Annotated in this window: 22 protein-coding genes; 14 read left to right on the top strand and 8 right to left on the bottom strand. The window is 57.9% G+C overall.

What is annotated here, in order from left to right:
• Positions 1–56 precede the first annotated feature (56 nt).
• Positions 57–950 (top strand): LysR family transcriptional regulator ArgP, encoded by an 894-nt coding sequence (locus JEM67_RS22900; protein ID WP_006327766.1) that lies wholly within the window; start codon positions 57–59, stop codon positions 948–950.
• A 50-nt stretch (positions 951–1,000) separates the two neighbouring features.
• Here JEM67_RS22900 and JEM67_RS22905 read toward each other — a convergent pair whose 3' ends face one another.
• From JEM67_RS22905 to JEM67_RS22915, 3 genes are all read right to left on the bottom strand, one after another.
• The gene (locus JEM67_RS22905) at positions 1,001–1,732 is read right to left on the bottom strand and encodes an oxidative stress defense protein (protein ID WP_006319489.1); all 732 of its coding nucleotides are present in this window, start codon (positions 1,730–1,732) and stop codon (positions 1,001–1,003) included.
• A 110-nt stretch (positions 1,733–1,842) separates the two neighbouring features.
• Complete coding sequence (gene argO, locus JEM67_RS22910; protein ID WP_199637905.1) at positions 1,843–2,460, bottom strand: arginine exporter ArgO; 618 nt, start codon at positions 2,458–2,460, stop codon at positions 1,843–1,845.
• A gap of 123 nt (positions 2,461–2,583) precedes the next feature.
• Positions 2,584–3,402 (bottom strand): IclR family transcriptional regulator, encoded by an 819-nt coding sequence (locus JEM67_RS22915; protein ID WP_013814405.1) that lies wholly within the window; start codon positions 3,400–3,402, stop codon positions 2,584–2,586.
• A 375-nt stretch (positions 3,403–3,777) separates the two neighbouring features.
• Here JEM67_RS22915 and JEM67_RS22920 point away from each other — a divergent pair, with 375 nt between their 5' ends.
• The 12 genes from JEM67_RS22920 (at position 3,778) to JEM67_RS22975 (ending at position 16,140) form a co-directional block, all read left to right on the top strand.
• Positions 3,778–5,331 (top strand): sugar ABC transporter ATP-binding protein, encoded by a 1,554-nt coding sequence (locus JEM67_RS22920; protein ID WP_199637907.1) that lies wholly within the window; start codon positions 3,778–3,780, stop codon positions 5,329–5,331.
• Positions 5,324–6,406, top strand: coding sequence for an ABC transporter permease (locus JEM67_RS22925; protein ID WP_199637910.1), 1,083 nt, complete (start codon positions 5,324–5,326; stop codon positions 6,404–6,406). The genes JEM67_RS22920 and JEM67_RS22925 overlap by 8 nt, the downstream gene beginning before the upstream one ends.
• A 15-nt stretch (positions 6,407–6,421) precedes the next feature.
• Positions 6,422–7,522: an ABC transporter substrate-binding protein gene (locus JEM67_RS22930; RefSeq protein ID WP_199637912.1), complete on the top strand. Its 1,101-nt coding sequence runs from the start codon at positions 6,422–6,424 to the stop codon at positions 7,520–7,522.
• A gap of 12 nt (positions 7,523–7,534) precedes the next feature.
• Positions 7,535–8,395, top strand: a complete 861-nt coding sequence (locus JEM67_RS22935; RefSeq protein ID WP_199637915.1) for an SMP-30/gluconolactonase/LRE family protein — start codon at positions 7,535–7,537, stop codon at positions 8,393–8,395.
• Positions 8,396–8,651: 256 nt separating this feature from the next.
• Positions 8,652–9,650, top strand: a complete 999-nt coding sequence (yiaK, locus tag JEM67_RS22940) for a 3-dehydro-L-gulonate 2-dehydrogenase (protein ID WP_199637917.1) — start codon at positions 8,652–8,654, stop codon at positions 9,648–9,650.
• A gap of 13 nt (positions 9,651–9,663) precedes the next feature.
• A complete protein-coding gene (locus JEM67_RS22945) occupies positions 9,664–10,137 on the top strand; it encodes a YhcH/YjgK/YiaL family protein (RefSeq protein WP_199637919.1) in 474 nt (157 codons plus the stop codon).
• 97 nt (positions 10,138–10,234) lie between these two features.
• Positions 10,235–11,530, top strand: coding sequence for an MFS transporter (locus JEM67_RS22950; RefSeq protein WP_199637921.1), 1,296 nt, complete (start codon positions 10,235–10,237; stop codon positions 11,528–11,530).
• Positions 11,530–13,020, top strand: coding sequence for an FGGY-family carbohydrate kinase (locus tag JEM67_RS22955; protein ID WP_233527806.1), 1,491 nt, complete (start codon positions 11,530–11,532; stop codon positions 13,018–13,020). The genes JEM67_RS22950 and JEM67_RS22955 overlap by 1 nt, the downstream gene beginning before the upstream one ends.
• Positions 13,017–13,673 carry a 3-keto-L-gulonate-6-phosphate decarboxylase UlaD gene (gene ulaD, locus JEM67_RS22960; RefSeq protein WP_063203094.1) on the top strand — a complete coding sequence of 219 codons (657 nt, stop codon included), beginning with the start codon at positions 13,017–13,019 and terminating at the stop codon, positions 13,671–13,673. The genes JEM67_RS22955 and ulaD overlap by 4 nt, the downstream gene beginning before the upstream one ends.
• A gap of 1 nt (position 13,674) precedes the next feature.
• On the top strand, positions 13,675–14,535 hold the full coding sequence (locus JEM67_RS22965; protein ID WP_199637923.1) for an L-ribulose-5-phosphate 3-epimerase: 861 nt from the start codon (positions 13,675–13,677) through the stop codon (positions 14,533–14,535).
• On the top strand, positions 14,529–15,230 hold the full coding sequence (gene araD / locus JEM67_RS22970; protein ID WP_199637925.1) for an L-ribulose-5-phosphate 4-epimerase: 702 nt from the start codon (positions 14,529–14,531) through the stop codon (positions 15,228–15,230). Before JEM67_RS22965 ends, araD begins: the two co-directional genes overlap by 7 nt.
• Positions 15,231–15,441: 211 nt before the next feature.
• On the top strand, positions 15,442–16,140 hold the full coding sequence (locus tag JEM67_RS22975; RefSeq protein WP_199637927.1) for an RluA family pseudouridine synthase: 699 nt from the start codon (positions 15,442–15,444) through the stop codon (positions 16,138–16,140).
• Positions 16,141–16,380: 240 nt separating this feature from the next.
• On the opposite strand, the gene JEM67_RS22980 is transcribed toward JEM67_RS22975, so the two are convergent.
• Positions 16,381–16,920 (bottom strand): DUF2058 domain-containing protein, encoded by a 540-nt coding sequence (locus JEM67_RS22980; protein WP_199637929.1) that lies wholly within the window; start codon positions 16,918–16,920, stop codon positions 16,381–16,383.
• Positions 16,921–17,190: 270 nt separating this feature from the next.
• On the bottom strand, positions 17,191–18,057 hold the full coding sequence (mscS, locus tag JEM67_RS22985; protein WP_013814418.1) for a small-conductance mechanosensitive channel MscS: 867 nt from the start codon (positions 18,055–18,057) through the stop codon (positions 17,191–17,193).
• 216 nt (positions 18,058–18,273) lie between these two features.
• Between mscS and JEM67_RS22990 the strand changes: the two genes are divergently transcribed.
• On the top strand, positions 18,274–18,942 hold the full coding sequence (locus tag JEM67_RS22990) for a DUF1345 domain-containing protein (RefSeq protein WP_013814419.1): 669 nt from the start codon (positions 18,274–18,276) through the stop codon (positions 18,940–18,942).
• 52 nt (positions 18,943–18,994) lie between these two features.
• Here JEM67_RS22990 and fbaA read toward each other — a convergent pair whose 3' ends face one another.
• The 3 genes from fbaA to epd form a co-directional block, all read right to left on the bottom strand.
• Positions 18,995–20,074: a class II fructose-bisphosphate aldolase gene (fbaA, locus tag JEM67_RS22995; RefSeq protein ID WP_013814420.1), complete on the bottom strand. Its 1,080-nt coding sequence runs from the start codon at positions 20,072–20,074 to the stop codon at positions 18,995–18,997.
• A gap of 116 nt (positions 20,075–20,190) precedes the next feature.
• Positions 20,191–21,351: a phosphoglycerate kinase gene (gene pgk / locus JEM67_RS23000; RefSeq protein WP_013814421.1), complete on the bottom strand. Its 1,161-nt coding sequence runs from the start codon at positions 21,349–21,351 to the stop codon at positions 20,191–20,193.
• A gap of 72 nt (positions 21,352–21,423) precedes the next feature.
• Entirely contained in the window at positions 21,424–22,440 is a 1,017-nt protein-coding gene (gene epd / locus JEM67_RS23005; RefSeq protein WP_199637938.1) for an erythrose-4-phosphate dehydrogenase, read from the bottom strand.
• Positions 22,441–22,499 lie beyond the last annotated feature (59 nt).

Consider the following 22,499-nt stretch of genomic DNA (forward strand, 5'->3'; position numbering starts at 1 on the left):
ACGCCAGAAATGTGGCATAGTGCCAGTATCAATCTACTTTAAGGGATATCTTTCCGATGAAACGCCCAGACTATCGAACGCTGCAAGCGCTGGACGCGGTGATCCGTGAGCGCGGCTTTGAGCGCGCCGCGCAGAAACTTTGCATCACCCAATCGGCGGTATCCCAGCGCATTAAACAGTTGGAAAATCTGTTCGGCCAGCCGCTGCTGGTGCGCACCGTACCGCCGCGCCCGACCGAGCAGGGTCAGAAATTGCTGGCGCTGTTGCACCAGGTGGAACTGCTGGAAGAGGAGTGGCTGGGTAACGACACCGGCGCCGATACGCCGCTGCTATTGTCGCTGGCGGTCAACGCCGACAGTCTGGCGACCTGGCTGCTGCCCGCGTTGAAACCGGTGCTGACCGATTCCCCTATCCGCCTGAACCTGCAGGTGGAAGACGAAACGCGCACCCAGGAAAGGCTTCGCCGCGGTGAAGTGGTGGGCGCGGTGAGTATCCAGCCGCAACCGCTGCCAAGCTGTCTGGTGGACCAACTGGGCGCACTGGATTATCTGTTCGTCGCCTCGAAAGGCTTTGCCGAGCGCTACTTCCCGAACGGCGTCACGCGCTCCGCGTTGCTGAAAGCGCCTGCGGTGGCGTTCGATCACCTCGACGATATGCATCAGGCTTTCTTGCAACAGAACTTTGATCTGTCACCGGGCAGCGTGCCCTGCCACATCGTGAACTCGTCGGAAGCCTTCGTGCAACTGGCGCGCCAGGGCACCACCTGCTGTATGATCCCGCACCTGCAAATTGAGAAAGAGCTGGATTCGGGTGAGCTTATCGATCTGACGCCGGGCCTGTTCCAGCGCCGCATGCTGTTCTGGCACCGCTTCGCGCCGGAGAGCCGCATGATGCGTAAAGTGACCGACGCCCTGCTGGAGCATGGCCGCCAGGTTTTGCGCCAGGATTAAATGGAAAAGGTTCGCCGTGGCGAACCTTTTTTACTGCAACAAGCCTGCCGTTACTGAGCGGCGTTGCGCTGCAACTCGAACACCACATCGACCTGATCGTCAAAGTGAATGCTTTGCTGTTCGTAGGTTTGCGCCGCATCGGTTTCCGCCGCTGCACCCGCCGATTTATACATGCGCGCTACCGGCATCGGTTGGTAGTTGGCCACGTGGTAACGAATACTGAAGACCGGCCCCAGCTTGGCGTTAAACCCTTTCGCCAATGAAGCGGCCTGCTGGGTGGCGTTCTCAATTGCCTTCTGACGCGCCTGCTCACGGTAAACATCCGGCTTCGCCACGCCCAGTTCAACGGCACGGATCTCGTTCAGGCCGGATTTCAACGCGCCGTCCAGCAGCTCGTTCAGTTTATCCAGTTGGCGTAAGGTCACCTGCACCTGACGTACCGCACGGTAGCCTTTCAATACCGACTCGCCGGTTTTCAGGTAATCGTATTCCGGCTGGGTGCGCAGATTGGCGGCGCTGATGTCTTTCTTCTCGATATTGTTTTTCTGCAGGAAATCGAAATATTGCGCCACGCGCTCGTCGACCTGCTTTTTCGCCTGCCCGGCGTCTTTGGAAGAAACGCTGACTTCGATAGCCAACGTCGCGATATCTGGGGTAGCGTCTACGCTCGAGGTACCCGAGGTGACTACGTGCGGCCCTTCCGGCAACTCCGCAGCCTGCAGCGCCAGAGGCAGCGTCCCTAATCCAACCATTGCGGCCATAGCCAATGCTTTAAGCTTCACAGTGTCTCCTTGATGACAGGCTGTAACTGATTACCGGCCTGACAGCCGGTTCCTTGGCATAAAACGTAGCATATCGCGCGGGTTTTTAAATTCGGATTAGTGACAAATTCTTATAAATTTGCACACTGCCAGGCCAATTGCCCTGCGATGGCCCACATCACCAGCCCCACCAGCGTATTGATAATGCGCTGCGCCAGTTGGGTTTTCAGCCACGGCGCCAGCCAGGAAGCCAACAACGCCAGCGCGAAGAACCAGACGATGGAGGCGCTCACCGCACCCAGCGCAAACCAGGAGCGCACATCCGGCGTCAGTTGGCCACCCAGGCTACCCAACACCACAAAGGTATCCAGATAAACATGCGGATTCAGCCAGGTCACGGCCAGCATGGTGACCACCAGACGCCAGCGGCTCTGTTTCAACTCCTCTGCCGTCACCAAGGCCAACTGTCGGCTGAACGCCGTGCGAAATGCGCCCCAGCCGTACCACAGCAAGAAGGCTACGCCCCCCCAGGTGACGACCGCCAGCAACAACGGCGAACGGCTCAGCAAGGCGCTACCGCCGAAAATACCGGCGCAGATCAACACGATATCGCTCAATGCGCACAGCGACGCGATCATCAAATGGTACTGACGGCGAATGCCCTGATTCATCACAAAGACGTTTTGCGGGCCAAGCGGCAAGATCATCGCGGCGCTCAAGGCGAAGCCCTGCAGAAAGACAGCTAGCATGGTGTTCCTCACAGAGAAAAAAGCGCCGTTCGGGGGCGCGTGTCGGTCAACACGCGCATCATACGAGGAAGGAATTATTAGGTGAAATTGATATTTCTAATCAGCCATCATAAATACTAATGATCAAGCCGGGATCACAAACCCCAATTCCTGGGAAATGCGCTGTGCCGTCGCCAACACCGGCTTGATCAGGGCCTTCACGCCAATCTGTTGCAGTTTGGCGGTCGGCAGCGACACCGACACCGCATAGGGAACCCGCTGCTGAATATCAAATACCGGCGCCGCCACGCAGGACACGCCCAGCTCATTCTCTTCACGATCCATCGCCATGCCCTGCTTGCGAATATCGGCCAACTCCTCATACATCTTCGGCAACTCGGTAATGGTATTGCGCGTTAACGTCTGAATCTCTTGCTGATGGGTTTGCCAATAGTGTTCGGGATAGTCGTTGTTGCCGTAGGCCATGAAAATCTTGCCCATCGCCGAGCAGTACAGCGGCATATGCTGACCGATATAGGCACGGGTACGCATCATGCCGGTGGTCGGCTCCAGTTTGTAGATCAGAATGACGTGGTCATCTTCCCGGCTGGAGAAATTCACCGTCTCCCCCACTTCCAGATTCAGCTGTTCCAGATGCGGCGCAGCAACGTGGATGATATTCAGCGAAGAAAGCGCCTTCTGGCCGATGGAAATAAATTTGGTGGTCAGGCGATAGCTGCCAGGCGACGGCGCCTGAGTCACATAGCCGCTGGTATGCAATCCCTGCAACAGACGATGGACAGTGCTTTTGTTCATTCCCGCCAGCTCGGACAGGTGCGCCAGCGGGCAGCCATTAGGGAAATTGCTCAGGATCTCGATCAGTTGCAAACCACGGAACAGGCTTTGGCTGCCCAGGGGTTTATCTTTCTTGTCATCTTTCTCGTCGACAGCTTTCAGGCTCATAGCGCAATTTCTCCAGTGTCGAGCCGCCGGTCAACGCCACGGCGTGGCAAGCGGACCCTTTGTCGGGAATGTTACCCCAAGGCCCGCATCAGGTGAAGACGGAACGCCGTTTCATTGTCAGCAGCAGGTCGAAAATGCGCAACAATCGGGTAACCCCTGAAGTGAGTTGTCCGTCACAATTCCGCAAAGAGACAAATAACACATTGTTTTAAAACAATAATTAAAATGCCTCTGGCTTTGCTTTAGATCAACGATCGGCATATTATTTTTGAAATTGAATTTCGCATAGTGAAATTTAAAGGCGATATAACAACCAGAAGTTCACCCATTTTGCATTGCGCCGATCGCGCATGCCGGACACCAGGGGCGCATCACATGACACCAGACAATGCGGAACAACCCATTCTCACCCTCAGCCATATCGTCAAACGTTTTGGCGGCAACGTGGCGGTCAATGACGTCAGTCTGCAAGTAATGCCGGGCGAGGTACTGGCCCTGCTGGGCGAGAACGGCGCAGGCAAATCGACGCTGATCAAGGTGCTGGCGGGGGTTTACCCGCGTGACGGCGGCGACATTCAGTTTCAGGGCGCCAGCATAACCTCAGCGGCGGCGATAAAAAGTGACAGCCGCCAGCCTATTGCCTTTATTCATCAGGATCTCGGGCTGATCGAATGGATGACGGTAGCGGAGAACATGGCGCTGGTGATGGGCTTCCCGCGCCGTTTTGGCTTGATCAACTGGCGCGCCATCCGCCACCGCGCCGTTCAGGCGTTGCAGGATGTCGGCATTGCGCTGGATCCCGATGCCAGGGTTTTCGAACTGTCGCGCACCGAAAAATCACTGCTGGCGATCGCCCGGGCGGTGGCGGTCAATGCCGAATTGCTGGTGCTGGATGAACCCACCGCCTCGCTGCCCGCCAACGACGTGCGCCATCTGTTCGCGGTCATCAACCGGCTGCGCGCCAAAAAAGTCGGCATGATTTACGTCACTCACCGGCTGGATGAAGTGATCGAGATTGCCGACCGGGTGTGCGTAATGCGCGACGGACGCTACGTGGCCGGGGGCAATACCGCCGACTACACACTGCGCGATCTGGTGCAGATGATCGTTGGAGAAGCCATGGCCGACGATCAGCGCGAGCCGCTGCCGGAACACCGGCCGCCGGTATTGCAGCTCAATAACGTCGTGGTGGGCGATATCGGCCCGGTCAGTTTCAGCCTGCAACCTGGCGAAATGCTGGCGCTGGCCGGTCTGCGCGGTGCCGGACAAGAGGAGATCGGCCGGCTGCTGTTCGGTCTGCGCCAGGCCGACGGCGGCGAGATCCGTTTTCGTGACCAGCCCTATACGGCCGGCAACCCGCAACAGGCAATGGCCTGCGGCGTCTCATTGGTGGCAGGCGATCGTACCGGCGAAAGCCTGGTGATGTCGATGAGCGTGCGTGAAAACCTGTTTATCAATCCGGCGGCCTCCGGCCACAAGCTGCTTTCGCGCTACAGCCGCCGCGCGGAGATAGGCGCCAGTTGGTGGAAGGTCCAGCTGTTCGATGTACGGCCCAAGGACGTCAATATCGATATCAGCGCCCTGTCCGGCGGCAACCAGCAGAAGGTGGTGATGGCGCGTTGGATGCACCTGGGCGCACCGCTGCTGATCCTGGAAGATCCCACCGCCGGCGTGGACGTCGGCGCACGGGCGGAAATTTATCATCTCTTAAATAAATCCCTGGCAGAAGGCGTGGCGGTATTGGTTGTCTCCAACGATTTTGAGGAGATCGCCCATATCTGCAACCGCGCTCTGGTGTTTAACCGGGGAAAAGTGGTCGGCGAGCTGAAAAATCAGCAGGTGTCATTCGCCAATTTATTGGAACTGGCCTCCGCCAGCGCCGGGGAAACCCTCGCAACAACGTTAGAATCTGAGGTGGGTAATGTCTAAAACATCTGTTAAATCAACGGCACTTGAGCAAAGGGTCAGCCTGTCGCAAGACGGCGTCGGGCCGTGGCTGATGCAGGCTCTCACCCGCTACGGCCTGCTGCTGCTGTGCGTTGCGCTGGTTGTCCTGTTTTCACTGATCGCGCCGTCATTCGCCTCGATGTTGACGGTGCAGGCGATTCTCTCCAGCAAATCCAAGATCGCCCTGCTGGCGCTGGCGGCGACCATTCCGATGATCGTCGGCAAAATTGACCTTAACGTCGGCTTCGGCATCGTGCTATGGCATATCCTGGCCATCACCCTGCAGGTGGAATACGGCTTCTCGTGGCAGATGGCGGTGCTGACGGTATTGGTCATCTCCGCGCTGTACGGCCTGCTGAACGGCATTCTGGTGGCGCTGGCGGATATCGACAGCTTCGTTGCCACCCTGGGTTCCGGCACCGTGCTGTATGCGATAGCGCTGTGGCACTCCGGCGGGCGCCAGATCGTCGGCGATCTGCCGGACGCCTTTATCGCCCTGCACCACACCGAGATCGGCGGGATCCCGATCGTCGCGTTCTATGTGTTGATCGTCGCCGTGGTGCTGTGGCTGATCACCGAACACACACCGCTGGGCCGCTGCATGTACGCAGTGGGCGGCAATCCGGCGGCGGCGCGGTTAAACGGTATCTCGGTCAATCGCTTTACTGTCGGCGCCTTTATTGCCTCCAGCGTGTTGACCGGCTTCAGCGGCGTACTGATCGCCGCCGAACAGGGCGTCGGCCAGGCCAGCGTCGGCATGGACTACCTGCTGCCGGCGCTGGTCGGCGCCTTCCTGGGCAGCACCACCATTCGCCCCGGCCGGGTTAACGTCTGGGGCACCGTAGTCGGCATCGCCATTCTGGCAATCGGCATCGCCGGTATTCAGCAGTTCGGCGGCGAGTTCTGGGTCGAGCCACTGTTCAACGGCGCGACGCTGCTGCTGTCGATCACCCTGGCGGGCTATGCCCAGCGCCGCCGGCTACTCAATCAAAAAGCGGTACAACGCAGCCCGGCCGTTACGGCGGATAACAATAACCAAAAAGCGATCAATCCTTAACCAGGAGCTCACCCAATGAAACGTTTTTGGATCTTACCGACTACCCTGCTGCTGGCCAGCGCCGCCTCACCCGCCTGGGCCGACGCCTATCTCGATCAGGCCACGGCGGCGGTCGCCAAGGCCACCGCCAGCGTCACCCAGTGGGACGGGCCGACCAGCGGCCCGCAGTTGCAGGCCAACAAGAAAATCATCTTTATCGCTTCAGACATGAAAAACGGCGGCGTGCAGGGGGTGCAAGAAGGGCTGAGCGAAGCGGCGAAAGCCGCCGGCTGGAAGCTGGAAACGTTGGACGGTGGCGGCTCGGTGAAAGACCAGTTGGCTTCGCTCAATCAGGCGATCGCCCAGAAACCGGACGGCATCGTGATCGGTGGCTGGAACCCGAACGTAGCCAAGATCCCGCTGAAGAAGGCCATCCAGCAAGGCATAGTGCTGACCGCGTGGCACGCGGTGCCGGAGCCGGGACCGATCGACAAATACAACGTGTTCTATAACGTCACCTCAGATTCCAACGAAGTGGCGCGCATCGCCGCCCAATACGCGGTGGTGCAATCCGGCGGCAAGGCCAGCGTGCTGATTTTTACCGATTCTCTCTATCAAATCGCGCTGGACAAGGCCAACGTGATGAAAGAAGAAATCGGCAAATGCAGTGGCTGCAAAGTGGTGGAATTTATCGACACCCCGCTGTCGGATACCTCCAACCGCATGCCGTCCATGACCTTCAGCCTGTTGCAGAAATACGGCGATAAATTCCAGTACGCACTGGCGATCAACGATTTGTACTTTGATTTCATGGCGCCGGCGCTGAAAACCGCAGGCAAAGGCGGCAAGAACGCGCCTTATAACATCTCCGCCGGCGACGGATCCATTTCCGCCTACCAGCGCATCCGTTCCGGCGACAGCCAGTCTGCCACGGTGCCCGAACCGCTGAAACTGCACGGCTGGCAACTGCTGGATGAGTTCAACCGCGCCTTCGCCAAGCAGCCACCTTCAGGCTATGTCACACCGGCGCACCTGGTGACGCGCGACAACATCGCCGCCGACGGTGGCAGCAACAACCTGTATGACCCGCAAAATGATTATCAGGGCCACTACAAAACCATTTGGGGCGTGAAGTAAGCGGAGGTCGGTATGAACGGACTGATGGCAGACCATCAGCTTGAGCGCCTGTGTTCACCGGCCATTTGGGCTGAAGGACCAGTGTGGCTGCCGCAACAGGATGCGGTGGTGTTCAGCGATGTGAAAGGCAACCGCATGTTCCGTTGGTCACGGCAGGGGGAACTGAGCCTGTGGCGCTCCCCTTCGCACTACGCCAACGGCAATGCCCGCGATGCCGAAGGGCGGGTGGTCAGCTGCGAGCACGGACGCCGCGGCATCTCCCGCACTGAAAGCAGCGGTGAAGTGCGAATGCTGATCGAACGCGTTGACGGCAAGCGTTTCAATTCACCCAACGACGTGGCGGTGCGCTCTGACGGCACGATTTGGTTTACCGACCCGCCCTACGGCATTACCGGCGACGAAGAAGGCTACAAGTCGGAAAGCCAGGTGATCGGCTGCTATCTCTACTGCTTTGACCCGCGCGACGGTTCGTTGAACATTGCCGCCTGCGATCTGCAGCGCCCGAACGGTCTGGCCTTTTCACCGGATGAGTCGCTGCTGTACGTGGCGGATATGTCGGTCGTCGATTTCCCGATCCTCGGCCGCAGCGAATTGCGGGTGTATCAGGTCGATGGGCGTGAGTTGAGCCGTGGCCGGCGTTTCGCCACCGTCACCCCCGGCTTCCCGGATGGCTTCTGCGTAGACAGGGCCGGCAACCTGTTTTGCAGTTGCGCCGATGGCGTGCTGATCTTCGACAGCCAGGGGAAACAGCGGGGTAAAATCGACGTGCCGGAACGCGTCTCCAATTGTACCTTCGGCGGGCCGGACGGCAACGAGCTGTACATTACCGCCACCACCTCGTTATACCGCAGGATGTTGAATACCCAGGGATAACTGACAGGAAAAGTGAACGCAGAGCGGGCCTGTTCCGCTCTGCTTCGTCACGCCTGAAGCACGTCAATGGCCCAAAATGTGCCGCCGATCACAAAACCACCAGATTAATTTAACCTACTGTTTTATCTAAATAACTTTCTCTTTGCTTACTTTGACTTCACTCAGCCGCAGGTATAGCATTTATTTGAAATGTAATTTCGCATATTGAAATTTAACGAACGCAAAACACACAAATACGCCGTAACGGAGAGCCCGCATGAGAGTGAGTTACACCGATCTGAAACAGCAATTCAAACGCGTACTGCTGTCGCGGGGCGTGGCAGACGCCACCGCTGACGACTGCGCCGGCATGTTCGCCGACACCTCGGCCAGCGGCGTTTACTCCCACGGCGTTAACCGGTTTCCGCGCTTTATTCATCAGCTCGACGCAGGCGATATCGTGCCGGACGCCGAACCCAGCAAGCTGCTGTCGCTGGGCGCAATCGAACAGTGGGACGCCCATCAGGGCATTGGCAACCTCACCGCCCGCAGCATGATGGATCGCGCCATGCAACTGGCCGATAGCCACGGTATCGGACTGGTGGCGCTGCGCAACGCCAATCACTGGATGCGCGGCGGCGGTTACGGCTGGCAGGCGGCGGAGAAAGGCTATATCGGCATCTGCTGGACCAACTCGGCAGCCGTGATGCCGCCGTGGGGATCCAAAGAGTGCCGCATCGGCACCAATCCGCTGATCGTCGCGGTGCCGGGCAACCCAATCACCATGGTGGATATGTCGATGTCGATGTTTTCCTACGGCGCGCTGGAGCTGAACCGGCTGGCCGGCAAAACGCTGCCGGTAGACGGCGGCTTCGACAACGACGGCCAGTTGACGCGAGATCCGGCCACCATTGAAGAGAACCGCCGCATTTTACCGATGGGTTACTGGAAAGGATCGGCGCTGTCGATTGTGCTGGATATGATCGCCACCCTGTTGTCCGGCGGATCCTCGGTGGCGGAGGTCACCGAAGACAACCGCGATGAGTACGGAGTATCCCAGGTGTTTATCGCCATTGAGATCGAGCGCCTGATCGACGGCAATACCCGTGACGAAAAGCTGCAACGGATCATGGATTACATCACCAGCGCCGAGCGCGATAACCCGGAAGTTGCCATTCGCCTGCCGGGCCATAAATTCCCACGCATCCAGGCGGAAAACATGCGCGACGGCATTCCGGTCGATGAACGCGTCTGGGCGCGCATTCAGGCGCTGTAACAGGAGAACCGCCATGATATTCGGTCATATCGCCAATACGGCCCCCGAACAGTACCCTGCGCCGGTCGCCAGCGCCGTCGCCTACTTGCAGAATACCGATTTCAGCGCCCTGCCCGCCGGGCGTTATGAAGATCCCACCACGGGTTTCGTGGTGCAGGTGCTGGATCTGCACACTCAACCGCCGGACGAACTGCGGCCCGAAGTACACCGTAAAAACGTAGACGTACAGTTTCTGGTCAGCGGCACCGAATTGATCGGCGTAGCGGCAGATCGCGGCGATAACCCGGTCCATCAGGAATTGCTGGCGCAGCGCGACATCATTTTTTATCAGGACGTCGCGGACGAATCCTGGCTCACAATGCGCCCCGGCAATTTCGCGGTATTTTTTCCGCAGGACGTTCATCGCCCGGCCTGTATTCATCAACGGCCCTGCGCTATTCGCAAAGTGGTAGTGAAAATACCGCTGGCGTTATTTAACGCCCAATAAGCAACGCTGACTTTATAACCACCAATAGCACGGGCCTGCGGGCCTGTGTGGGCGCCCCTACGCCTTAACACCACTAAATGACTCTACAGGTGTATATATGAATACAGCCTCTGTTTCTGTCACCCAAAGCCAGGCGATCCCCAAATTACGCTGGTTGAGAATAGTGCCGCCCATTCTTATTACCTGCATTATTTCCTATATGGACCGGGTGAACATCGCCTTCGCCATGCCCGGCGGCATGGACGATGAACTGGGTATCACCGCCTCGATGGCCGGGTTGGCCGGCGGCATCTTCTTTATCGGGTATCTGTTCCTGCAGGTGCCGGGCGGCAAGCTGGCGGTGTACGGCAACGGCAAGAAATTCATCGGCTGGTCACTGTTGGCCTGGGCGGTGATTTCCGTGCTGACCGGGCTGGTCACTAACCAGTATCAATTGCTGTTCCTGCGCTTCGCCCTCGGCGTTTCCGAAGGCGGCATGCTGCCGGTGGTGCTGACCATGATCAGCAACTGGTTCCCAGACAAGGAACGCGGCCGCGCCAACGCCATCGTCATCATGTTCGTGCCGATCGCCGGCATCCTCACCGCACCGCTGTCCGGCTGGATCATCACCGCCTGGGATTGGCGCATGCTGTTCCTGGTCGAGGGCGCGCTGTCGCTGGTCGTGATGGTGCTGTGGTATTTCACCATCAGCAACCGTCCACAAGAGGCCAAATGGATTTCGCAGGCGGAAAAAGATTATCTGATCAAAACGCTGCACGACGAACAGTTGCTGATCAAAGGCAAAACGGTGCGCAACGCCTCGCTGCGTCGGGTGCTGGGCGACAAAATCATGTGGCAGTTGATTCTGGTGAACTTCTTCTACCAGACCGGGATTTACGGCTACACCCTGTGGCTGCCGACCATTCTCAAGGGGCTCACCAACGGCAATATGGAGCAGGTCGGGATACTGGCTATCCTGCCCTATCTCGGCGCCATCTTCGGCATGCTGATCATTTCCACCCTCTCCGATCGCACCGGCAAGCGCAAAGTGTTCGTCGCACTGCCGCTGGCCTGCTTTGCCATCTGTATGGCGCTGTCGGTGCTGCTGAAGGATCACATCTGGTGGTCATACGCGGCGCTGGTGGGCTGTGGCGTCTTTATCCAGGCCGCCGCCGGGGTGTTCTGGACCATTCCGCCCAAGCTGTTTAACGCCGAAGTGGCCGGCGGCGCGCGCGGCGTGATCAATGCGTTGGGCAACCTCGGCGGCTTCTGCGGCCCCTATATGGTCGGCGTGTTGATCACCTTGTTCAGCAAAGACGTCGGCGTTTACAGCCTCGCGGTGTCGCTGGCCATCGCCTCGGTGCTGGCGTTAATGCTGCCGAACAGATGCGACCAAAAAGCGGGGGCCGAATAATGGACTATTGGCTGGGGCTGGACTGCGGCGGCACCTTTATCAAAGCCGGCCTGTATGACAGGAATGGCACAGAACTGGGCATAGCCCGCCGTACGCTGGACATTATCGCGCCGCAACCCGGCTGGGCGGAACGTGATATGCCCGCGCTGTGGCAGACCGCCGCCGAGGTGATCCGCGAATTGCTGGCCCGCAACGACATTGCCGCCGCTGATATTCAGGCCATCGGCATCTCGGCGCAGGGTAAAGGCGCGTTTTTGTTAGACGAGCAAGGCCAGCCGTTGGGCAACGCCATGCTGTCTTCCGACCAGCGCGCATTGGCGCAGGTGCAAGAGTGGCAGAAACAGGGAGTGCCGCAGGCATTGTACCCACAGACGCGGCAAACGTTGTGGACCGGCCATCCGGTCTCGCTACTGCGCTGGGTCAAACAGCACCAGCCGGAACGCTACCGCCGGATTGGCAGCGTGCTGATGGCGCACGATTACCTGCGTTACTGCCTGACCGGCGAGCTGGCCTGCGAAGAAACCAATATCTCCGAATCCAATCTGTACCAGATGAGCGGCGGGCGCTATGACCCGGCGTTGGCGCAACTGTTAGGCATCGGCGACATCATGCTCGCCCTGCCGCCGATCGTTGGCTCCGCCGAGATCGCCGGGCGGGTGAACGCCGCAGCAGCCGAGGCTACCGGATTATTGCCGGGAACGCCGGTGGTTGGCGGGTTGTTTGACGTGGTCTCCACCGCGCTGTGCGCCGGGTTGCAGGATGAGACGCGGCTTAATGCGGTGATGGGCACCTGGTCGGTCACCAGCGGCATCACCGACAGCATCACCGAAGGCTTCGACCATCCCTTTGTCTATGGCCGCCACGCCGAGGCGGGGAAATACATCGTGCACGAAGCCAGCCCCACCTCAGCCGCCAACCTGGAATGGTTCTGCCGCCAATGGGGGCTGAGCGACTACGCCCAACTCAATGACTGGGTCGCCGCGCTGCCCAAGGCCGCCGGCAGCCTGCTGTTCGCCCCCTTCCTGTATGGCTCCAACGCCGGTCTGGGACTGAGCGCCAGCTTCCACGGCCTACAGGCCTTCCACCAGCGCGAACATCTGGTGCAGGCGATCTACGAAGGCGTGGTGTTCTGTCATATGACCCACCTTAACCGCATGCGGCAACGCTTCCCGGCGGCTAAAGCGTTGCGCGTCACCGGCGGCCCCGCCAAATCGGCACCCTGGATGCAGATGTTCGCCGACGTCAGCGGCCTGCCGGTGGAACTGCCGCAGGTAGAGGAAACCGGCTGCTTGGGTGCCGCGATGGCGGCCATGGTCGGCAGCGGCGCATTCCATGATTTCACCGCCGCCCAGTTGGCGCTGGCACCGCGCATCGAACGGGTGCTGCCGGACACCGCAGCCGGTGAAGCCTACGCTCGAAAACATCAAGGTTATCAGGCGCTGATTGCGGCGTTGCAAGGGCTGCAATCCGGCCACCAGGAGGTTCCATGAGCAATAAACCGCGCCTGCAACTGGCGCTCGACCATACCCGGCTGGAGGCCGCCCTGCAAACGGCAGAACGCCTGCAATCGCACGTCGACATCATCGAAGCCGGCACCATTTTATGCATCAGCGCCGGTATCCAGGCCGTGAGCGCACTGCGTGAGCGCTGCCCGCAGCATACGCTGGTGGCTGACCTGAAAGTGGCCGATGCCGGTGGCACCCTGGCGCAGCAGGCCTTCGGCCACGGTGCCGACTGGATGACGGTGATCTGCGCCGCGCCGCTGGCCACCATGGCCGGCGCGCTGGAAGTGGCGCAGCAGCATCAGGGGGACATTCAGATTGAGCTGTTCGGCCGCTGGACGCTGGACGACGCCAGACAATGGCGCGAGCTCGGCATCCGCCAGGCGATCTACCACCGTGGCCGCGACGCTCAGGCCAGCGGGCAAACCTGGGGGCGGCAAGATCTGGATCTGATGAAAGCGCTGTCGGATCTGGGTATCGAGCTGTCGGTCACCGGCGGTATCACACCGGCCGATTTACCGCTGTTCAAAGATATCGCCGTAACCGCCTTTATCGTCGGTCGGGCGCTGGCGGAGGCTGCCGATCCGCTGGCCGCCGCCGGTCAGTTCCGTTCCGCCATTGATGACATCTGGAGAGGTTGATATGCGCCAGCACCCATTGGGAATTTATGAAAAAGCGTTGCCGAAACACCTGACCTGGCCCGAGCGGCTGGCGCTGGCCAAAGCCTGCGGTTTCGATTTTGTCGAGATGTCGGTGGATGAAAGCGACGAGCGGCTGGCACGTCTGAGTTGGAGCAAGGAGCAGCGGCTGTCGCTGGTCAGCGCCATGCTGGAAACCGGCATCAGTATCCCGTCAATGTGCCTGTCGGGCCATCGTCGCTTCCCGTTCGGCAGCCATGATGATGCGCTGCGCCAGCGCGCTTTCGAGATGATGGAACAGGCCATTCAGTTGGCGAAAGACGTCGGTATCCGCACCATTCAGCTCGCCGGGTATGACGTCTATTACGAACAGCAGGACGACAGCACTCTGGCGCGCTTTACCGAGGGCATGCAATGGGCGGTCGAGCGTGCCGCCGCCGCCCAGGTGATGCTGGCGGTAGAAATCATGGACACCGCCTTTATGAATTCCATCAGCAAATGGAAGGCCTGGGACGCTTGCCTGGCATCGCCGTGGTTCACGGTGTATCCGGACGTCGGCAACCTCAGTGCCTGGGGCAACGATGTGGCGCAGGAGCTGGCGCTGGGCATTGACCGCATTGCCGCCATCCACCTGAAAGACACCTACCCGGTCACCGAAAGTTCGCCGGGGCAATTCCGCGACGTGCCCTTTGGCGAAGGCTGCGTGGATTTTGTCGCCGTGTTCCGCACGCTGAAACAGCTTAACTACCGCGGCGCTTTCCTGATCGAAATGTGGACCGAAAAAGCCGAGGAACCGGTGGCCGAGATTGTTCAGGCACGCCGCTGGATCGAACAGAAAATGCAACAAGGGGGAATGACATGCTAACTCTGCCACAGCTTAAACAACAGGTGCTGGAAGCCAACCTCGACCTGCCCCGCCACAATCTGGTGACTTTCACCTGGGGTAATGTCAGCGCGGTGGACCGCGAGCGCGGGCTGGTGGTGATCAAGCCTTCCGGCGTGGAATACGAGCATATGGCAGCCGAGGATATGGTGGTGGTAGATCTCGCTAGCGGCCGCACCGTCGAGGGAACCAAGAAGCCGTCTTCAGATACCGCCACCCACCTGGCGCTGTACCGTGAATTCGCCGATATCGGCGGTATCGTACACACCCATTCGCGTCACGCCACCATCTGGGCGCAGGCCGGGCTGGACATCCCCGCCTGGGGCACCACCCACGCCGACTACTTCTACGGCGCCGTCCCCTGCACCCGGCTGATGACCGAGCAGGAGATTGAACATGACTATGAGCTGGAGACCGGCAAGGTGATTATCGACACCTTCCGCCGGCGCGGCATCAGCCCCAACGCCATTCCGGCGGTGCTGGTGAATGCACATGGCCCGTTCGCCTGGGGCAAGGATCCGCACAACGCGGTGCACAATGCGGTGGTGCTGGAAGAAATTGCCTATATGGGGATTTTTTCACGCCAGCTGACGCCGGGTATCGGCAGCATGCAGCAAGAGTTGCTGGATAAACACTATCTGCGCAAACACGGCAAGAACGCCTATTATGGGCAATAAGTCGGGTTAGCCCGCCCTCGCTGGCTAACCACCGTAGTAGCCAGACGTCGAGAGGCGTCTGGTGAAAACAGCCATTAAAATCGCGACATAATCCGGCGTCGTACTCTGCGTGACAGCTTGCCAGCCGCCGCTCCGTCAGACGAACAGCCAGATTCGCCAGCCGGTTTAAAATTCGTTATCATCCGCTCCCACTCTTCATCCGGGTAGCCTGATGTCCAAGATTATCGATACCTTTATTGCCCCGCCGTGCCATGACAAGATCGAGAATCTCTATCAGGACGAGAGTCTGGTACTGATCAATAAACCCGCCGGGCTGCTCAGCCTCTCGGGGAAAAACCCGCAAAATCTGGATTCGGTGCATCATCGGCTGGTACAGATATTTCCCGGCTGCACACTGGTCCACCGCCTGGATTTCGGTACTTCCGGGCTGATGGTGATTGCCCGCAATAAGGCTATCAATGCCGCTCTCTGCCAACAGTTCAGCCAACGAACAGTGACCAAAGTGTACAGCGCACTGCTCTGCGGGCATCTGGACGACGACGACGGGGTGATAGACGCCGCGATTGCCAAAGACCCGGCGCTGTTCCCGCTGATGTCGATTTGCGCAACCCACGGCAAGCCCGCTCGCTCCGGCTATCGGGTCGTTGAGCGCTTTTACCATGAGTTGGAAGGCGGGACGTTACTGCCAGTGACGCGGGTACAGCTAACCCCGGAAACCGGGCGTACTCATCAACTCCGCATCCACTGTCAGCTGTTGGGCCACCCTATTTTGGGCTGTGACCTGTATGGCGGTCGCCTGCTGCCGGGTACCGAACAGATCCCGCGGCTGATGCTGCACGCCAGTGAGCTGCATTTTGTTCATCCCATTGGCAAAGAGCGGATCAAAGCCCGTCATGCCAGCCCGTTTTGAAAGCGAAGAACGATGCCCCGGTGTGGTGCCAAAGTGCTTATGGAAAGGTTTAATCAGAAGACTTTAGCGTAGATTCGATAAAAGCGGTGAAGCCAAAAAGACATCATCCAGTCGGGTGGGCAGCAAAGGTGTTGGCAACTCGCCAGAATAACCCTGTGTTTATCCATAAACTGGCTGAAGATAAATCCTAATGAAAAGCCCTGAAGGACTTTTCATGCATAAGCCGGTGCAAAACGTTAATTACCACATCAAATCATCGGGCACTTTAAAATCGGCATACGGATCTTCTTCATCTTGCTCTTCCTGACTAAGCGCACTATTTAATACAATGCTGTTCGCATCTCGCTGCGCAATTTTATCTGCTACGCTCGCAGGGATAATCACGTATTCACTCTCCTCGCGGTTATCAATAACCAAACGAGCAATGGCGAGGCGACCGCTAATCAGCTGGGCTTGGGTAAACTTATCCACAACGACTTTTTTAATTACATTATTATCTGTGAAGTTAAAACCAATATCGCCTTTTGCAAGGTCGATTCTGTTCATTTCAATGAGCTGCTTCACCTGAGCTTTATACTCTTTAGATAAAGCCGCTTGTTTTTGTTGTTCGCTTAGCTGTTTATCACGCTCAAGTTGCGCTTTTTTATTTTCCTCCACCGCTTCTCTTGCCTCACGAGCCTGCACCCGTGATTTTTTTGCGGTTTTTTGGACTTTGGCCATTTTTTTGCTGGTCACTAGTCCAGCTTTCAGCATCTGCTCTTGCAAGGTGAGTTTTGTCATTTTCGTTTCTAAACCCGTTGAATAATTTGTGAGATTATACCTGTAATTTTCGAGGCTGTACCAGAGGCTGGCGTGACCTGCCGATGCTCAGCGCCTGGTACCGGTATGGCTGGGCTCAGCCGCCCTCTCCTGCTCTACCGGCTCAGCGTGTACCGCCGGGTACCCGCGTCTGGATTAGCGTTGCCAAACTGATAAAACGAAAAGCCGAGGCTGCCTCTCAGAGAGATAACCTCGGCCAGCAATAAAAAAGGGGCCTGGGCCCCTTCTCGCTTATTCCGCTTTAGCGGCGGCTTGCTCGGTGCGATAGAGATGCACGTCCATCTGCGGGAACGGAATGCCGATGTTGTTGGCATCCAGTGCGCGCTTGAAGTTTTCCATCAGATCGAAGTACACGTTCCAGTACTCCGCGTTGGTGGTCCAGGAACGGGTCACGAAGTTCAGCGAAGACGGTGCCATTTCGTTCAGACGCACGGTCACGCCCTTGGCATGCATAATGCGTTTGTCGGCCGCTATCACATCGCCCAGCACCTTTTTCACCACGTCGATGTCGGCGTTATAGGCCACGCCCACCACGATATCCACACGGCGATTCGGCTCGCGGGAGTAGTTGATGATGTTGCCGGCAATGATTTTGCCGTTCGGCACCACGATGGTTTTGTTGTCTGCGGTACGCAGAGTGGTGGAAAAAATTTGCACCTGATCGACAGTGCCGGCCACGCCGCCCAGATCAACATACTCGCCCACGCGCAGCGGACGGAAGATCACCAGCAGCACGCCAGCGGCAAAGTTGGACAGCGAACCCTGCAATGCCAGACCTACGGCCAAACCGGCGGCACCCAGCACGGCGATCACCGAAGTGGTCTGCACGCCAATGCGCCCCAGCACTGCAATAAAGGTAAACGCCAGCACGCCATAACGCACGATCGCAGACAGGAAATCCGCTACCGTGGCGTCAATGCCGCGCAGCTTCATCACGCGGTTTAATGCGTTGCCTATCACTCGGGCAATAATCGAACCGATAATCAGGATAACGATAGCGGCGACGATGTTCACTGCGTACTGGATCAGCAGATCCTGGTTCTTCACCAGCCAGTTACCGGCGCCGTTGATGCCATCCACTACATTCAAATCTTTCATTCGTGTCGTCCTAACTTTGTCCCTAAGGGGATAAACTCGCAAAAATATACTGACATCAATCGCCAGTTGGAAACCACCGCCTTAGGTTAACCAACATTCGTCCAGCATCCAACCGCAAGCGCTAAAAATAACCGAAACAGCATTCTGTTTAAGGCCATTTCCTCTATGCTAAACAAAGCGCTATCCCCATTAAGTTAACCAGGAACCCCATCCGTTATGTACATTCCTTCGTCGATTAAACACTACTGGCAGGTTCGGCCGAGGCTGCTGCTTTCGGTGGGGGCCGGCATTCTGTGCTACCTGCTGCTACCGGCTCAGCTTTCTGAACTGCAACGCCTGATGATCGGCTGGAACGTGCTGGCCTGGCTCTACCTGCTGTTTCTCTGGCGCTTGATGCTGGTGAGCACGCCACAGCACATCCGCCAGATCGCCCGTTTGCAGGATGAGAGCGCCAGTATGGTGTTGGCGCTGGTCAGCATCGGTTGCCTGGTAAGCATTCTGTCTATCATGTTTGAACTGGGCACGGCCAAGCAGGTCAGTGACTCGCTGAAAACGCTGCATCTGACGCTGACCGGCGCCACGTTGGTGGTGTCCTGGCTGCTGCTACCGACCGCCTTCACCATGCATTACGCCCACCAGTTTTACCGTAAGGGCGCGCAGCAGGATCCGCTGCCGCTGGTGTTTCCCGGCAATCTTGCCGAACCGACCTATCTGGACTTCGCCTACTTCTCATTCACCATCGCGGTAGCGTCGCAAACCGCCGACGTGGCGGTCGGCGCAGCGGAAGTGCGCAAAATCACCCTGCTGCAATCGGTCATCTCTTTCGTGTTCAATATGGTGATCCTGGGGCTGTCGATTAACGTCGGCGCCGGCCTGTTAAGCTAAAACGAAAAAGGCTCCCCGAAGGGAGCCTTTATGGCAAAACAGCTAACCGAGATTACAGAACGTCTACTGCGTTCAGATCTTTGAAAGCCTGTTCCAGACGAGTAATCATCGAAGTCTGGGCTGCACGCAGCCATACGCGTGGATCGTAGTATTTCTTGTTCGGCTGGTCGGCGCCTTTCGGGTTGCCCAACTGGCCCTGCAAGTAACCTTCGTTCGCCTTGTAGTACTGCAGGATACCGTCCCAGGTTGCCCATTGGGTGTCGGTATCGATGTTCATTTTGATCACGCCGTAGCCTACGGACTCTTTGATCTCTGCGTCGGTAGAACCGGAGCCGCCGTGGAACACGAAGTTCAGGCTGTTGTGCGGCAGGTTGAATTTCTTGGACACGTAGTCCTGAGAATCACGCAGGATGGTCGGGGTCAGTTTAACGTTGCCTGGCTTGTAAACGCCATGCACGTTACCGAAGGACGCCGCGATGGTGAAGCGTGGGCTGATGGCGTTCAGTTTTTCGTACGCGTAAGCCACGTCTTCCGGTTGGGTGTACAGAGCAGATGCGTCCATATGGCTGTTGTCCACGCCATCTTCTTCACCGCCGGTGCAGCCCAGTTCGATTTCCAGAGTCATACCCAGCTTCGCCATACGAGTCAGGTACTTGCCGCAAATCTCGATATTTTCTTCCAGAGACTCTTCAGACAGGTCGATCATGTGAGAAGAGAACAGTGGTTTGCCGGTAGCGGCGAAGTGCTTCTCGCCCGCGTCCAGCAGGCCGTCCAGCCATGGCAGCAGTTTCTTCGCACAGTGGTCGGTGTGCAGAATAACCGGCACGCCGTAATGCTCAGCCAACTGGTGAACATGATGTGCACCAGAAATCGCGCCCAGAATCGCTGCGCCCTGCGGAACGTCAGTCTTCACGCCTTTGCCGGCGATAAACGCGGCACCGCCGTTGGAGAACTGAACGATAACCGGAGCACGTACCTTCGCGGCTGTTTCCAGCACGGCGTTGATGGAGTCGGTACCCACGCAGTTCACTGCTGGCAGCGCAAAGTTGTTCTCTTTAGCTACTGCGAATACTTTCTGAACGTCATCACCAGTGATGACACCCGGTTTTACGAAATCAAAAATTTTAGACATGTTACTTTGTCCTGTTTCGTCGGCCGTAGATGGATGTAAATCGATTTTTTCATGCCGCGCCGCCTTGGCCGCGCGGTATAAAACAAACGGGCGGCTTTCGCCTCCCGTTGTCTGAATTACTGCTTAGCGCGCTCTTCCAGCATCACTACCGCCGGCAATGATTTACCTTCCACGAACTCCAGGAAGGCGCCGCCGCCGGTTGAGATGTAGGAAATCTTGTCAGCAATACCGAACATGTCGATTGCAGCCAGAGTGTCGCCGCCGCCTGCGATGGAGAAGGCTTCGCTGTCTGCGATAGCGTTCGCGACGATTTCGGTGCCACGACGGAAGTTAGGGAATTCGAAGACGCCAACCGGGCCATTCCACAGAATGGTTTTGGCGTTTTTCAACAGCGCTGCCATTGCATAAGCAGTTTCGTCGCCGAAGTCCATAATCTCTTCGTTATCAGCGATGTCTGAAACATTTTTCACCGTTGCTACGGCAGTTTCAGAGAACTCTGTGCCCACGCGTGAATCGGTTGGAACTGGAATGCCGTACTGATCGCGCAGATCTTTTGCCGCAGCAACGAAGTCTGGCTCGTACAGTGATTTGCCCACGTTGTTTTCGATAGCAACGAAGGTGTTTGCAATGCCGCCGCCAACAATCACGGTATCCGCGATTTTCACCAGGGACTGCAGAACGTCGAACTTGGTAGACACTTTAGAGCCGCCAACGATAGCGACCATTGGGCGAGCCGGGTTACCCAGCGCTTTGCCCAGGGCTTCCAGTTCGGCAGACAGCAGCGGGCCTGCACAGGCAACAGGAGCAAACTTGCCCACGCCGTGTGTCGAAGCCTGCGCGCGGTGCGCGGTGCCGAAAGCGTCCATCACGTATACGTCGCACAGCGCCGCGTACTTCTTGGACAGGGTTTCGTCGTCTTTCTTCTCGCCCTTGTTGAAACGGACGTTTTCCAGCACGACCAGCTCACCTTCTGCAACGTCAACGCCTTCCAGGTAGTCTTTGGCCAGACGTACCGGGTTTTTCAGGTGTTCTTTCAGATAGTTTACAACCGGCAGCAGGGAGAATTCTTCGTTGTATTCGCCTTCGACAGGACGGCCCAGGTGGGACGTTACCATCACGCGAGCACCTTGTTTCAGCGCAGCTTCAATCGTCGGCAGGGAAGCACGGATACGTGCATCGGAAGTCACTTTACCGTCTTTCACTGGAACGTTCAGATCGGAGCGGATCAGAACGCGTTTACCTGCCAGATCCAGATCGGACATGTTAATTACAGACATGGTGAACCCTCTTGGTTAAATCTCTTTAAAGTTGCCTAAGCGACGCACCGACAAATCGCCGATGCCGCCGTACTAGAAACCGCTGGCGGCCATTGCCCGTGTTGTATCCAACATCCGATTGGCAAAGCCCCATTCATTATCGCACCAAACCAAGGTCTTGATCAGGTGCTGCCCGCTGACCCGGGTCTGCGTACCGTCGACGATAGCGCTATGCGGGTCATGGTTAAAATCAATCGAGACTAATGGTAGTTCCGTGTAGTCGACTATACCACGAAAAGATCCCTGTGCGGCCTTTTGCAACAGCTGGTTGACCTCTGTCACTTTCACCGCCGAACTGACGCTGACGCTGAGATCGATGGCCGTCACGTTGATGGTCGGCACCCGCACGGAAATCGCTTCGAAACGATCGCAAAACTGCGGAAAAATGCGGGTAATCCCGGCGGCCAGCTTGGTGTCGACCGGAATAATCGACTGGCTCGCCGCGCGGGTGCGCCGCAAATCCTGATGATAGGCGTCTATCACCGGCTGATCGTTCATCGACGAGTGAATGGTGGTCACGGTGCCCGATTCGATGCTAAAGGCATCGTCCAGCAGCTTGATCACCGGAATAATGCAGTTGGTGGTGCATGACGCATTGGACACGATACGGTGTTCCGCCAGCAGCGTCTGATGATTGACGCCAAACACGATGGTGGCGTCCAGATCGTTGCCGCCCGGATGGGCGAACAGGACCTTCTTCGCCCCCGCCGCCAGATGGGCCTCGCCATCCGCCCGGCTGCCGAACACGCCGCTGCAATCCAGCACCACGTCGACGCCCAGCTCGCCCCAGGGAAGCAACTCCACCGCCGGCTGATGCAGCAAACGGATACTGTCGTCCCCGACGGTCAGCATGTCGCATTCCTGGCGTACATCCCAGGCAAAGCGGCCATGGCTGGAGTCGTATTTCAACAGGTGGGCCATCCCCTCGGCATTCGCCAGTTCGTTGATCGCCACCACGGAAATTTCCGCTCTACGTCCCGATTCATACAGTGCGCGTAAAACGCTGCGGCCAATGCGGCCAAAGCCGTTTATCGCTATGCGGATGGTCATGCTGCTCCTGAAAAAGGGCCTTCTTTCGCCGGGCGCGTTCACCGGTATCGAGAGGGCAC

Origin of the sequence: Serratia sp. PAMC26656, from assembly GCF_016469055.2 — a bacterium.
GTDB classification, from domain to species: Bacteria; Pseudomonadota; Gammaproteobacteria; order Enterobacterales; family Enterobacteriaceae; genus Serratia; species Serratia plymuthica.